This is a genomic window from Staphylococcus sp. HMSC035D11, from assembly GCF_001836075.1.
GTDB classification, from domain to species: domain Bacteria; phylum Bacillota; class Bacilli; order Staphylococcales; family Staphylococcaceae; genus Staphylococcus; species Staphylococcus hominis.
The window spans coordinates 1-12,835 of sequence record NZ_KV827261.1 but is presented as its reverse complement, the minus strand read 5'-3'; the positions used below and the strand labels follow the sequence as shown (position 1 = coordinate 12,835).

Here is a 12,835-nt window from a genome sequence, read left to right as displayed (position 1 = left end):
AAAAGGTTGGATGACAATCATCCAACCTTTTTTAATCTACGAAATCTCGATATTTTCTTACAGTATCAAAGTCACTATCTTTTGCTTTTTCATAACCTTGATGACCATAAATATCACTAATAATCTGTTTACCTTTTTTTGTATGACTTATATTAATGAATGCTTGACTAATTTTATTTTTCCATTTGTTACTCATGTCATTACGTACTGAAATGGTATCATTAGGAATTTTCTTTGTACGATAAATCACTTTAGTTTCTTGATAAATATCGGGATCATCTTTTTTTAAATCTGCCCGAGCATCTTGATATGTAGCAACAGCTTCTACATCATGATTTAATAATGCAATTAATCCCTGATCATGACCTTTCACTTGTTGAATTTGAATATCAGACTTTTTTATTCCTTTTTCCATTAATGTTGCTAAAGGATAAATATATCCTGACGTTGATTCCACATCTTGCAATGCTATCTTCTTATCTTTCAAATCTTTTAAATGATTAATATTACTATCTTTACGAACCACAATTTGAGATCGATAGTAATCTACAAGGTGATGTGTTTGATTCCCTTTATTATCTACTAGGTAACCTTTTGACTTTAACAATACATCTGCTGCATGAGCATCATGAGCTAATGTGTAAGAAACAGGAGAAATAAAAGCAATATCGATTTTTTTCGATTTCAATCCTTCTATCATTGTATTATAATTTGTTGCTATATGTACTTTTACAGGAACCTCCAGCTCATCAGATAATAATTGTTGCAAAGGTTTTACTTTAGCGTTAAGAATTTGAGCATTTTGAGATGGGATAAACCCAACAGTTAATGACTTAGGTGTATATGCTTCTTTAGGATGCTTTACATTGTCAATGTTTGAACAACCACTTACTATAATTGTAATAACTAAATAAATAACTAAAAATTTTAAACGTTTCATCATTTTTCCTTTTCAAAATATATAATGTATTTAAACTTTATCAAACTTAAAATATAAAGACGTATTTATAATATATTAACCACCAATATTTAAATTGAAAATACAATTTATATTAAATTTTGATTTCAGTTTGAAGATCTTAATATTTAGATTTTCATCAGAAAGCCTTCATATAAGTTGAATTGGGGTTACCAAGAGGACTATACAACTTCAAAATAAAATCCGTCATACTTTTCTATTTCTTAATCATACTTCATAAAAAAATGCCGACAAAGTATACACCTTTGTCGACATTTCAAAACATTTATTAAACTATTTAATTATATTTTAATTAGTATAAGCCTTTTGTTTCATTACTTGTATCAATAAAGATGTTTTTAACTTGTTGATAGTTTTTAATTGCATCTTTATAAACTTCACGGCCGATACCAGATTTTTTATAACCACCAAATGGCGCACCAGCTGGAATTTGATTATACGTATTAACCCAAATACGTCCAGTACGAATTGCTTTTGCAACATTTAATGCACGAAGTAAGTTTGTAGTGAAGACACCACCAGCTAAACCATATTCTGAATCATTAGCAATGTTAATTGCTTCTTCTTCATCTTCGAATTTTTCAACAACAACAACAGGTCCAAAAATCTCTTCTTGTGCTAATTTATGACTATTATCTGAAAGTTCAATGATTGTTGGTTCGAAGAAATAGCCTTTATCTAAACCATTATCAGTAATACGATGTCCACCCGTTAAGATATTTGCTTTGTCATCTTCTTCTGCTAATTTAATATAACTTTCAATTTTTTCAATTTGTTCTGGGCCAGTTTGTGCACCCATTTTTGTATCTTCAGCGAATGGGTCACCTACTTTAATATTTTCGAACGCTTCTTTTAATTTTGGTAATAATTTATCATATAAAGATGATTGTACTAATAAGCGTGAACCGGCACTACATACCTCACCTTGGTTGAATAGAATACCTAATTGAACGCCTTCAATGACTTGATCTAAATTTGCATCATCAAAGATAATATTAGCACTTTTACCGCCAAGTTCTAATGTAGTCGGCACAATACGTTCAGCACCTGCTTTAGCAACACCATAGCCTACATCAGTTGAACCAGTGAATGATAATTTATTTACACCTTCATGTTTGAAAATCGCATCACCTGATTCTGAACCTTTACCAGTAATGACGTTGACTACACCTTTAGGTAACACATCTTGAAGAATTTTAGCTAATTCAATTAAGCTTAATGGTGTAGAAGATGATGGTTGAATCACCACTGTATTACCTGCTGCTAATGCTGGACCTAATTTCCAAGATGCAAGTAAGATTGGGAAGTTCCATGCTACTACTGCACCTACTACTCCCACAGGTTCATTTACAACTAAACTCATAGTGTTATTATCTATTTGATTAACCGAACCTTCATCAGTCGTTAATACTCCTGCAAAATATTTAAATTGTTCAGCTACTTGAGGAATATCGATCGTTGAAGTTTCACGATAAGGTTTACCATTTTGAAGTGATTCAACTGTTGCTAGATGTTCCTTATTTTCTTCAATACGACGACTAATTTCTAATAAATAATCTGCACGTTCTGCTTTAGAAATTTTACTCCAGCTATCAAATGCATCATGTGCTGATTGCACTGCTTTATCAACATCTTTTTCATTTGCTTTAGCAACTTTAGCTAATTCTTCACCATTTGCTGGGTTAGTTACCGTAAGTGTTTCTCCGCTTTCACTTGGTTGGAATTCGCCATTTATAAATAAATCATATTGTTCATCTAAAAAATCTCTAACATTTACTTTTGCCATACGTTTTCATCCCTCTTTCTTTGTTTATAAATAAATCATAACGTAACTCTCTATAAAGTAATGTTAAATTCACTTCATCATTGATACGTTTTGTATATTTATTATTTACCCTTTTTTTACAAAACTATGCTTAATTTAACCATTCAATTACATCTTCTTGTGGTTGACGTGTTTTAGGTTTTGTAGGATTCTCTTTTCTGTAACCAAAAGCTACCATAACTGAAGGTGCAAACTGATTACTATCAATGATTCCTTCATGTTCTAATAACTCAGTTACGCCATCTAAATCGAAACCTTCCATTGGACAGGAATCAATATTCATTAATGCAGCTGCTGTCATCATATTACCTAATGCAATGTAGGTTTGTTTAGACGCCCAATCCAAAATGGTTCTAGCGTTGTCATTAATATGAAAACGTGTTTGGAATCCCTGTACTTTATCTTCAAACATTGGAATGGTGCTCTCTTCATACTGCTTAATCCCTCTAATAAATGACTGTACATAATCAGACGTCTGTGTTACATTCTTACGAGCTAAAATTAGTACAAAATGACTGGCAGATTTAAGTTGCTTTTGTGCACCAGAACTATAAGGTATTAATTTCTCACGCAGCGTTTCGTTTTGAATCACAAGAAATCTCCAAGGCTCAAGGCCTAACGAACTAGGAGATAATCGTCCTGCTTCAAGAATTGTATTAAATTCAGAATCACTTATCTTTTTTGTTGTATCGAATTCCTTAGTAGCAAATCTAAATTTAAACGCATCTATAATGGTATTTTGAATCTGATTGATAGTCATCCACTCCTCTATTAAAAATCTTACTCAAATTATAAAATACAAACTATTTTAGCCAAAATAATTAGCTCAAAATGATTTGTCTAATTCTAAGTTGTAATATTTCATTTTAAATGATATTTTATGTATATAATTTCACATTATACAAAATAAAAAATCCTTTTTAATTGATTTGTGAACTAATTCACAATATAATAGGGTTGTAAGTTTTGTTAGAGATAATATTTAATGATTTTGTACCAAATCTCTTACTTTAACTTTAGTCTTACGTATTTATTAAATTTTAACTTTTTTATACAAAATGAAATGGGGTTATTTTAATGACAAAAATTATGTTTTTCGGAACTCGTGATTACGAAAAAAAAGACGCTTTAAATTGGGGTAAAGAACACAATGTAGAAGTTGTTACTTCTGAAGAAATTTTAAGCGAAGACACAGTAGATCAATTAGAAGGTTTCGATGGCGTAACTACAATGCAATTCGGTAAATTATCAGATTCTGTTTATCCTAAACTTGAAAAATACGGTATTAAACAAATCGCTCAACGTACTGCTGGTTTTGATATGTATGATTTAGATCTTGCAAAAAAACACAATATTGTAATTTCTAACGTACCAAGTTATTCACCTGAAACAATTGCTGAATACTCAGTATCAATCGCTTTACAATTAGTACGTAAATTCCCTGCAATTGAAAAACGCGTTCAAGAACATAATTTCAAATGGGCTGCACCTATCATGTCTACACCTGTTAAAAACATGACTGTTGCAATTATCGGTACAGGCCGTATTGGTGCTGCAACTGGTAAAATTTATGCTGGTTTTGGCGCAAAAGTAGTAGGCTATGATGCATATCCAAACAACTCATTAGATTTCTTAGAATATAAAGATTCAGTTGAAGAAGCCATTGCCGATGCTGATATCATTTCTTTACATGTACCTGCTAACAAAGAAAGCTTCCACTTATTCAATGCTGACATGTTTAGCAAAGTGAAAAAAGGCGCTGTATTAGTAAATGCCGCTCGTGGTGCTGTTATTGATACACCAGCTTTAATTAATGCTGTAAATAATGGTACTTTATACGGTGCTGCCATTGACACATATGAAAATGAAGCTGATTACTTCACATATGACTGGACAGGTAAAGAAATTGAAGATAAAACGTTACTTGAATTAATTGAAAATGAAAACATCTTAGTGACACCTCATATTGCTTTCTTCTCAGATGAAGCAGTTAGAAACTTAGTTGAAGGTGGATTAAATGCTGCATTATCTGTAATTAACACAGGTAAATGTGACACTCAATTAAACTAAGATTTAATATATAAAAAGGCCTGGGACAACTTATGATGTCCTAGGCCTTTTTTATGTGTTAGTAGTCGACTACTGAATGAGACGACGAATTATTCTGTCTCACTCTTTAATACTTTTTCTTCTATAATTTGAAGTACCCCTTGTTCATCATTACTTGGCGCTATAAATTTTGCAATATCAAATAATGATTGATCATGGCTATTTGCCATAACATAACTATGCTCTGCAAATTCTAGCATATCTTTATCATTGTTAGCATCACCGAATGCCATTAATTCAGATGGTGACATTTCCCATTTTTTTAACAAACGTTTTAACGCTTGGCCTTTTGTCATATTAGGCATAATAATATCAATACTATCATGGCCACTTGAAACCAGTTTAATTTCTTCTTTAAACTTTGTTTCTAAATCTGTATCCAAAGTGGGATGTGTCTCACGATTAATATTTAATGCAATCTTCACATATTCATCATTAGGTAAAGGTTGAAATGTATCTATTTCTTCTAATTGACGATAATAAAAATGGGCATCTTTTTTAAAGGCTTCTGACGTATCTTTTAAAATATATGCACTTTTAAGTCCACATACAATGAATTCGTCGATATGTTGATCAAGATGAATATAATTCACTACTTTTTCATATATGGTTTGATCAAAACTACGGTAATTATACAATTGATTACCATGATAAATCACTGCACCATTCTCAGAAATGAAGTACATGTCTCGCTCTCCAAAAATAGACTTTAACTTAGCATATTGATTACCACTGGCTGCAATAAATTCAATATGTCTTCGTTTTAATTCTTGATAAATTATCTCAAAGCGCGCTTTGTCATATTCTTTATTTGTATCTAAAAATGTCCCATCCATATCTACTGCAATGGCTCTAATCATGAGTGGTTTCCCCCTTACAATACTTTTCATCGTCCATTATATCCACCTTATGATTGGGATTGAAGTCAGTACTTGAAGAGTGAAACTATATTCACATTTAGAAATTACATACAAAGAATAAAATTTTATGCATAAAAACCGCTCATCAATGAGAAGATGAACGGTCAACTAAAATATTTATTTAATTTGTTTAGCTACGAAAATTTTTCTTTTTTCCCAAACGCCTGTTTGTTGATTATAATTATCACACGTTATTAATGTCAGTTGATTAGTTTCCCCTTTATGTTCGTCCAATACTTGAACATCTTCAGGATCTACATCTCGAATGCTTGTCATTTTATATTCTCGAGTTTCATCTCCAACTTTAAAATAAACTTTGCTGCCTTTTTTTGCTGCTTTTAAATTTGTAAATTGGTAATGTGGACGATCAGTAAATGTATGTCCTGCAATAGAAATATTTTGATCATCAAGTGATTCGTCATCTTCTGCAAAACTTACACCTCTATTAAGTTGTTCAGGTGTCGCAGGACCAGGATAAACAGGTTCTTTGATTTCCGCATCGGGTACACTGATATACCCTGCCATTTTCGATTTATCTTTTGGAATCGTAGGTTTTTCTTTTGATGTATTGCTTTTATCATTTTTATCATATTGTTCTATTTTATCGTCATTATCTTTTTCATGTAAGTAATTATCAATATATGGTTTCGCAAATAAATATACTGCTACTAATATCAAAATCACACCAATAATGGTCATGAGTCGATTTGTCCAATTTTTCACTAAGTAGTACTCCTTTAATTTTAAAATTCTTAATTCATAGTATATCATTTATTTTTCTAAATAAAATGTTAGATTATATGACATATATTTGATTTAACTTCATGCAAGTGCTTAAATTAACAATAAATACTATAAGTAGGTGCTTATCATGATTAGAAAAGCAGAACGTAAAGATTTACCTGATATATTAAATATTTATAATGATGCCATACTGAATACAACTGCTGTATATACTTATAATCCACAAAGTCTTGATGAACGAGAAGCATGGTTCGAAACAAAAGTGCTTGCACACGAACCTATATTTATATTTGAAATAGATAATAAAGTTGCTGGGTTTGCCACGTATGGTCAATTTAGAAATTGGCCAGCCTATTTATATTCTATTGAGCATTCTATATATGTAAATAAAGATTATCGTGGAAGAGGCGTGGCATCACATTTACTCGAGCATTTAATTGATGATGCTAAACACCGCCAGTATCGCACTATAGTTGCAGGCATAGATGCATCAAATGAAGCAAGTATTAAACTTCATGAAAAATTCAATTTTAAACATGCTGGTACGATTGAAAACGTAGGCTATAAATTTGAACGTTGGCTTGATTTAGCTTTCTATCAATATGATTTAAATACGGATAAATAACTCATAAAAAAATCGAGATCTTGTTATTCACATAACTGTCTCGACTTTTTTGTTTATTCTTCATCTCTAAGGCTATCTATTTTTTCATGTTTTCTATTTTCAAGCATAAAACACACATAGTAAAAAAGAAATACAAACATTATACTCATGGACATTGATTGAAGTAAAAGATTCTCCCAAGTTCCTTCGATCGTCCATACACGTGTTAACGTTGTATTAATGATGAAGGCTAAAAATAAGAGATATAATCTAAGCATATCATCATCCCCTTTTGAGTTATTTTATATCCAAAAGTGAAATATTGCAATTACTTTTTTGAAATTTTCTGATAATTTAAGGCGTAAAAAAAACCACTCTTGAATATGTTGTCATTCAAGAATGGTTTAGGATTTTAAATGTTATGAAAAACTATTGACTGGGTCTTCTGCATTACCAAAGATTTTTTGTTTAATGGCTTCTCCTGTTGGTGTACCTGCTAAACCACCTAGTCCAGTTTCTCTAAGTTGTGCAGGTAAGTTTCGCCCTACTTTGTCCATCGCTTCGATGACTTCATCGACTGGAATTCTACTTTTCACACCAGCTAATGCTAAGTCAGCTGAAATTAATGCATTTCCTGAACCAATGGCATTACGCATGACGCATGGAATTTCAACAAGTCCAGCCACTGGGTCACACACAAGGCCTAATAAATTACTAATAGCTAATGCCATCGCATGACCCGAAGCTTCTGGTTCACCACCAAAGACAGATACTGCAGCTGCTGCTGCCATAGCTGATGCTGAACCTACCTCTGCTTGACAACCTCCCGTTGCACCAGCAACACTCGCATTATTTGCAACCACACGTCCAAATAATGATGCAACAAATAGAAAATCAATCATTTGATCTTCTGTTAAACCATGTGTTTTTTCTAATTTAAATAATACGCCCGGAATCGTACCGGAGGAACCAGCTGTCGGTGTTGCACAAATAATCCCCATTGCTGCATTGACTTCATTTGTTGCTACAGCGCCTTTAACTGCTTCCATCATTTCATGGCCTGATAAAGCATGATAATTCTCGTTGTAATCACGGATTTTAGCTGCATCATGTCCCGTATAACCTGTGACACTTTCTACCCCATTTCCTGTAGTCCCTTTAACTACAGCATCACGCATGACTTGTAAATTTTCTTTCATTAAATCTCTAACTTCATCACGTGATTGACCTGATAATTCCATTTCTTCTTGAATCATAATATCCGCGAATGACATATTGTTTTCAACAGCATAATCTATAGTTTCTCTAATTGAATCGAACATTTTTAATCCTCCTTTATTTTATATAGGATATATTTAAGTGATTATATTTTTCTTTGATTTGATTTAATGTTGATTCTTTGATTGCTTTTGTTAACGGTAAAACAACTAAACTATTATCATCATCTGTTTCAACCAATTCTTCGTCTATACTTACGCCAAGTTCGTTTACTTCATTTAAGAAATGATTCACTTCCGACTTATTTTTAGATCCATCCATGACTAAAATGGGTAAGCCATGATTAAAGTTAACATCTATACCTTCAACACTAATTCTTCTCAATTTAATGGTACCGCCACCTATAGAATTACCAATCACTTCAATATGACGTCCATTTGCTTCAGCAATTAAATAAGCACAATTTGGATGTTCTCCAATACTTTCTCCATCTTCTTCAATAATGTCAACATGAATACCTAAATCGTTAGCAATAGTTAATGAATCTTTAATTCGATTATCGAACGTACTATAACCCATTGCACCACCTACAATTGCTAAATCTGTACCATGCCCTTGGTGTGTTTTTGCGAATGATTCATAATAATGAATTGCTAATGTTTCTGGTTTAATGCCTCCGAGTACATTAAAAGCAGCATTCCCTATTTTTACTGCTCCAGCTGTATGAGAACTTGAAGGTCCCATCATGACTGGTCCAATAATATCAAACGCACTTTGATAGTCATAACTTTTTTTAGTAGCCATTCTTAAACACTCTCCTTAGGTTGTTTTTGTTTAGATGGTAATTTGATAGATAAATCCATGAGATTGAATTTTTTAATCAATGTACTGATCGCGAACGCCAAAATGATACTTGAAATTGCTACAGCAATGATTGTAATTACTGCTTTCATAGGTGTATTAAAGCCAAACAATACAATTGCACCAGCAATTGGTGTAGCCATACCTTTTACATTTATTACTAGTCCACTAAATGTTACAATACATGCATTTACTACACCAATCAAGGCATTTGTTCCATATAATTGTAATGGATATTTAGCAATTAAATCAATTTGAGTGAGCGGTTCAACAAAAACTGCAAATGCTTTAGATGGACCACCAATGTTTAATCTACTAAACATCACGTAGTTAACAAATGAAGCGCCTGTACAAGTTAATGCACCGATTGCCATTGGTACACCTGTTAAACCCAATAAGCTTGTCAGTACCATTGAACTTAATGGTGTCATACCTGTAACTGGAATGACTAATCCAAGTATCACTGCTAAAGCGTATGGATGACTGTCTCCTACAGCAGTAATTGCACCACCAATTTGTTTCAATACAGCCATTACTCCTGGGCTAATGACTGTTGCTAAGCCAAATGCAACGGCTGGAGCAATTAAAATAACTGCAATTAAGTCTAAACCTTCTGGTACTTTTTTCTCAATAAATTTAATACCAAATGAAATAATATACGCTGCAATAAATGCTGGTAATAATTTAAAATCATGTAATACTAAACCAACGATAACTGCAAATACTGGTGAAATACCTAAATTAACACATGTCAAAATTCCTACTGCAACGCCAGCTAAACTCCCTGCTAAATCTCCAATCACTTGGAAGAAGTGAATATGGAAAACGCCACCTATCGCATAACTTAAGAATGCCTGTGGCAAGAAAGTTGCACACGCTGCTCCCGACAGTGCTTGTAATCCTTGTTTTCCATATGGTGCAAAGTTTAAGAAAAGTGTCATTACAATTAATACTAATACAAGAGTCCCAACGCCTAAAATAATATTCATTTCCCGATAACCTCTTTCTCTCTAATTTCCTAGCCAATGTCATAGTACACCCCTTGGAAAACGTTTTCAACACCTAATACAGTAAATCTAAAATTTATTTGTGAAATAATTCACATTTTAAGTATTTTAACGAATTTAATTTTCATGTAAAAAAAATTAGACGCAAAATATTAATTTTGTTCATAAAAAAACAGTAGAAACGAGAAATATACTCACTTCTACTGAAAAAGATGTTTATAAATACACTCAGTTATAATACATCTTTTAGTAATATGAATGTTCACCACTTGATTGAATTTTATCAATTATTTATTGTTTTCTTACTCACTCTATTTCTTAATGGGGTGGATCTCTTATACACACAAACATACTTAACTATATCGTTTTACTATTCTAAAACGTTAGAATAAGTTGTTATATTTTGCGTATCGATGAGTGTATACATGATATAAAATAACTCATGAAAATTATTGAAAAAAAGTTGAAAGGATAGAAATGGCGTTTCTAAACATGCATACTTATTATAAATTGTACGAATGTATACATAGTATTCTAGTAATAATCGTTTAAATAATAAATTTAGGAAAAGATTCATAGAGGGTTTTAAATCATTGGAATTTAAATAAAGCGTCTCAATCATATTTACGTGTGATAGTTGATCAATGAAATGAGTATTGTTCATAACTATCACTCCTTTCCATACTTAACAGATAATGTTATTTGGAATGAGGAATTTATATATATTATTTAATATCTATATTAGGTTTTTGTCAATATATTTATTAAAAAATATATTATTTTAATTATAATAAGGAATGTTAATGGGAATTTACTATTAAAAAGTAGGGACATAAAAACGATATCTGTCCCTACTTTATCATCTGATTCTTCGAGTTTCTTTCTAAATAATCATGTGCTAAACACTTTAAACCTTTAATAATGCTTCTGTAAGTTGATGTGTATGTTGATAGATTTGTTTATAAATATTGTAATAAGATTCATATTGTTGACGTCGTTGCAAATTTGGTTCATATATATGTTCAACGTCTATAAATTGCGCTACACAGTCATCAAAAGAATCAAACCATTGTAACCCATACGCCGCAATCATTGCTGCCCCCATACTTGGTCCTTCTTCATGCTTCAATTTACGTATAGATGCATTAAAAATATCAGCTTGCATTTGAAGCCAAAATTCACTTTTTGCTCCTCCACCAATTGAAGTAATATGTGTAATTTCTTTTCCCGCTTCTCGCATCAATTGAATTGAATCATATAAAGAAAAGGTAATACCTTCTAGTACCGCTCGTGCAAAGTCTGATTTAGAATGGTTACCGCTAATGCCAATGAAACTCCCTCGAATAAATGCATCGCCATGTGGTGTACGCTCACCAGCTAGGTAAGGCGCAAATAATAAACGATTTGCACCTATTGAAGAGGTACTCGCTTGTTTAACAATTTCATCAAACGTATCGTTCTCAAAAAATGTTCTCTTTAACCAATTAAGACTATATCCTGCAGCCAGCGTTACTCCCATTGCATAATATGTATTTGGAACACTATGATCAAAAAAATGTATATTATTTTTATAATGCGTTTGATTACTTTTTTCTACGTTTACGATTACACCAGAAGTACCAATACTACATAATGTATCATTATCATTGATTATACCTGCACCAATGGCACCACAGGCATTATCTCCACCTCCAGCAAATACTTTTACTGGAGATGTAAAACCCAGTTCACTCGCTAAGGGTTCTTGAATAGTTCCAACTTCGTCTGTGGATTTCACAAGTGAGGGATAAACATCTCCTATATCAAATGTATCTCCAACTTCTTTTGACCAATCATGCGTTTCTGGGCTAAGAAGGAGCGTACTTGCAGCGTCAGAATATTCCATGTGAATCTTACCTGTTAAACGATAACGTACATAATCTTTAGGAAGAACGAACACATCTACTTTCTTCCATAGTTCAGGTTCATGTGTACTTACCCACATCATCTTAGGAAGTGTAAAACCCTCAAGAATCGGATTTCCATTTAATCGCTCTCCATAAACCGATCTAATTTGCTTACATTGTTCTGAATTACGTGTATCATTCCAAAGGATAGCATGTCGTACAGGGTGACCTTCTTTATCTAAGGCTACTAGCCCATGCATTTGCCCTGAGAATGAGAGTCCCTTCACTTTATACGATTTCATTTCATCAGAATGATTTAACCGATATATGCCTGTTTTAACTGCATTAAACCATTCCTCTGGATCTTGTTCACTATATCCAGGTTGGGATTGTATTAAATTTAAAGGCACACTTGTTGAAGTAATCACATGGCCTGATTGATTTACCGCAATAATTTTAACTGCGCTAGTTCCAAGATCAATACCTAATACTGCTTCTTTCATACGACTCACCCTTTATATCACTATTCATATAATTATATTAATGACAATTTATTATTTTTATATTTTCTATTGTATATAAATTAAATTTAGCTATCTATGTATTTATGATAGCGTTTTAAATAATTATTTCAATACTTATTTTAAGTAAATAAAAAAAGAGGCTGGGACATAATTTCTAA

At 32.2% G+C, this 12,835-nt stretch carries 12 protein-coding genes; 2 read left to right on the top strand and 10 right to left on the bottom strand.

Annotation, left to right across the window (positions count from 1 at the left end):
- Positions 1-31: 31 nt before the first annotated feature.
- From HMPREF2647_RS07145 to HMPREF2647_RS07135, 3 genes are all read right to left on the bottom strand, one after another.
- Positions 32-940, bottom strand: coding sequence for a phosphate/phosphite/phosphonate ABC transporter substrate-binding protein (locus tag HMPREF2647_RS07145; RefSeq protein ID WP_049416339.1), 909 nt, complete (start codon positions 938-940; stop codon positions 32-34).
- Between the two features lie 331 nt (positions 941-1,271).
- The gene (locus tag HMPREF2647_RS07140) at positions 1,272-2,765 is read right to left on the bottom strand and encodes an aldehyde dehydrogenase family protein (RefSeq protein ID WP_019834960.1); all 1,494 of its coding nucleotides are present in this window, start codon (positions 2,763-2,765) and stop codon (positions 1,272-1,274) included.
- A gap of 130 nt (positions 2,766-2,895) precedes the next feature.
- On the bottom strand, positions 2,896-3,564 hold the full coding sequence (locus HMPREF2647_RS07135) for an NAD(P)H-dependent oxidoreductase (RefSeq protein ID WP_079335305.1): 669 nt from the start codon (positions 3,562-3,564) through the stop codon (positions 2,896-2,898).
- A 317-nt stretch (positions 3,565-3,881) separates the two neighbouring features.
- Between HMPREF2647_RS07135 and HMPREF2647_RS07130 the strand changes: the two genes are divergently transcribed.
- Positions 3,882-4,874, top strand: a complete 993-nt coding sequence (locus HMPREF2647_RS07130; RefSeq protein WP_048679920.1) for a D-lactate dehydrogenase — start codon at positions 3,882-3,884, stop codon at positions 4,872-4,874.
- 89 nt (positions 4,875-4,963) lie between these two features.
- On the opposite strand, the gene HMPREF2647_RS07125 is transcribed toward HMPREF2647_RS07130, so the two are convergent.
- Together HMPREF2647_RS07125 and srtA are read right to left on the bottom strand one after the other, a co-directional pair.
- Positions 4,964-5,773 (bottom strand): Cof-type HAD-IIB family hydrolase, encoded by an 810-nt coding sequence (locus tag HMPREF2647_RS07125; protein ID WP_048762239.1) that lies wholly within the window; start codon positions 5,771-5,773, stop codon positions 4,964-4,966.
- A gap of 177 nt (positions 5,774-5,950) precedes the next feature.
- Positions 5,951-6,556, bottom strand: a complete 606-nt coding sequence (srtA, locus tag HMPREF2647_RS07120; RefSeq protein ID WP_017175051.1) for a class A sortase SrtA — start codon at positions 6,554-6,556, stop codon at positions 5,951-5,953.
- Between the two features lie 148 nt (positions 6,557-6,704).
- Here srtA and HMPREF2647_RS07115 point away from each other — a divergent pair, with 148 nt between their 5' ends.
- The gene (locus HMPREF2647_RS07115; RefSeq protein ID WP_049414301.1) at positions 6,705-7,202 is read left to right on the top strand and encodes a GNAT family N-acetyltransferase; all 498 of its coding nucleotides are present in this window, start codon (positions 6,705-6,707) and stop codon (positions 7,200-7,202) included.
- A 53-nt stretch (positions 7,203-7,255) separates the two neighbouring features.
- On the opposite strand, the gene HMPREF2647_RS11365 is transcribed toward HMPREF2647_RS07115, so the two are convergent.
- From HMPREF2647_RS11365 to xylB, 5 genes are all read right to left on the bottom strand, one after another.
- Entirely contained in the window at positions 7,256-7,459 is a 204-nt protein-coding gene (locus tag HMPREF2647_RS11365) for a hypothetical protein (RefSeq protein ID WP_017175053.1), read from the bottom strand.
- Between the two features lie 141 nt (positions 7,460-7,600).
- Positions 7,601-8,503 (bottom strand): L-serine ammonia-lyase, iron-sulfur-dependent, subunit alpha, encoded by a 903-nt coding sequence (sdaAA, locus tag HMPREF2647_RS07105; protein WP_061544575.1) that lies wholly within the window; start codon positions 8,501-8,503, stop codon positions 7,601-7,603.
- Positions 8,504-8,516: 13 nt separating this feature from the next.
- On the bottom strand, positions 8,517-9,203 hold the full coding sequence (locus HMPREF2647_RS07100; RefSeq protein ID WP_017175055.1) for a serine dehydratase beta chain: 687 nt from the start codon (positions 9,201-9,203) through the stop codon (positions 8,517-8,519).
- Positions 9,204-9,205: 2 nt separating this feature from the next.
- Positions 9,206-10,249, bottom strand: coding sequence for a PTS sugar transporter subunit IIC (locus tag HMPREF2647_RS07095; protein WP_061544574.1), 1,044 nt, complete (start codon positions 10,247-10,249; stop codon positions 9,206-9,208).
- A gap of 925 nt (positions 10,250-11,174) precedes the next feature.
- On the bottom strand, positions 11,175-12,656 hold the full coding sequence (gene xylB / locus HMPREF2647_RS07085; RefSeq protein WP_070859790.1) for a xylulokinase: 1,482 nt from the start codon (positions 12,654-12,656) through the stop codon (positions 11,175-11,177).
- Between the last annotated feature and the right edge of the window lie 179 nt (positions 12,657-12,835).

Excerpts from the sequence above, each read along its gene's own strand:
- HMPREF2647_RS07115 (WP_049414301.1), top strand. The coding sequence starts at position 6,705 with ATGATTAGAAAAGCAGAACGTAAAGATTTACCTGATATATTAAATATT.
- HMPREF2647_RS07140 (WP_019834960.1), bottom strand. The coding sequence starts at position 2,765 with ATGGCAAAAGTAAATGTTAGAGATTTTTTAGATGAACAATATGATTTA.
- HMPREF2647_RS07095 (WP_061544574.1), bottom strand. The coding sequence starts at position 10,249 with ATGAATATTATTTTAGGCGTTGGGACTCTTGTATTAGTATTAATTGTA.
- HMPREF2647_RS07125 (WP_048762239.1), bottom strand. The coding sequence starts at position 5,773 with ATGATTAGAGCCATTGCAGTAGATATGGATGGGACATTTTTAGATACA.
- xylB (WP_070859790.1), bottom strand. The coding sequence starts at position 12,656 with ATGAAAGAAGCAGTATTAGGTATTGATCTTGGAACTAGCGCAGTTAAA.
- HMPREF2647_RS11365 (WP_017175053.1), bottom strand. The coding sequence starts at position 7,459 with ATGCTTAGATTATATCTCTTATTTTTAGCCTTCATCATTAATACAACG.
- sdaAA (WP_061544575.1), bottom strand. The coding sequence starts at position 8,503 with ATGTTCGATTCAATTAGAGAAACTATAGATTATGCTGTTGAAAACAAT.
- HMPREF2647_RS07135 (WP_079335305.1), bottom strand. The coding sequence starts at position 3,564 with ATGACTATCAATCAGATTCAAAATACCATTATAGATGCGTTTAAATTT.
- HMPREF2647_RS07130 (WP_048679920.1), top strand. The coding sequence starts at position 3,882 with ATGACAAAAATTATGTTTTTCGGAACTCGTGATTACGAAAAAAAAGAC.
- HMPREF2647_RS07100 (WP_017175055.1), bottom strand. The coding sequence starts at position 9,203 with ATGGCTACTAAAAAAAGTTATGACTATCAAAGTGCGTTTGATATTATT.
- HMPREF2647_RS07145 (WP_049416339.1), bottom strand. The coding sequence starts at position 940 with ATGAAACGTTTAAAATTTTTAGTTATTTATTTAGTTATTACAATTATA.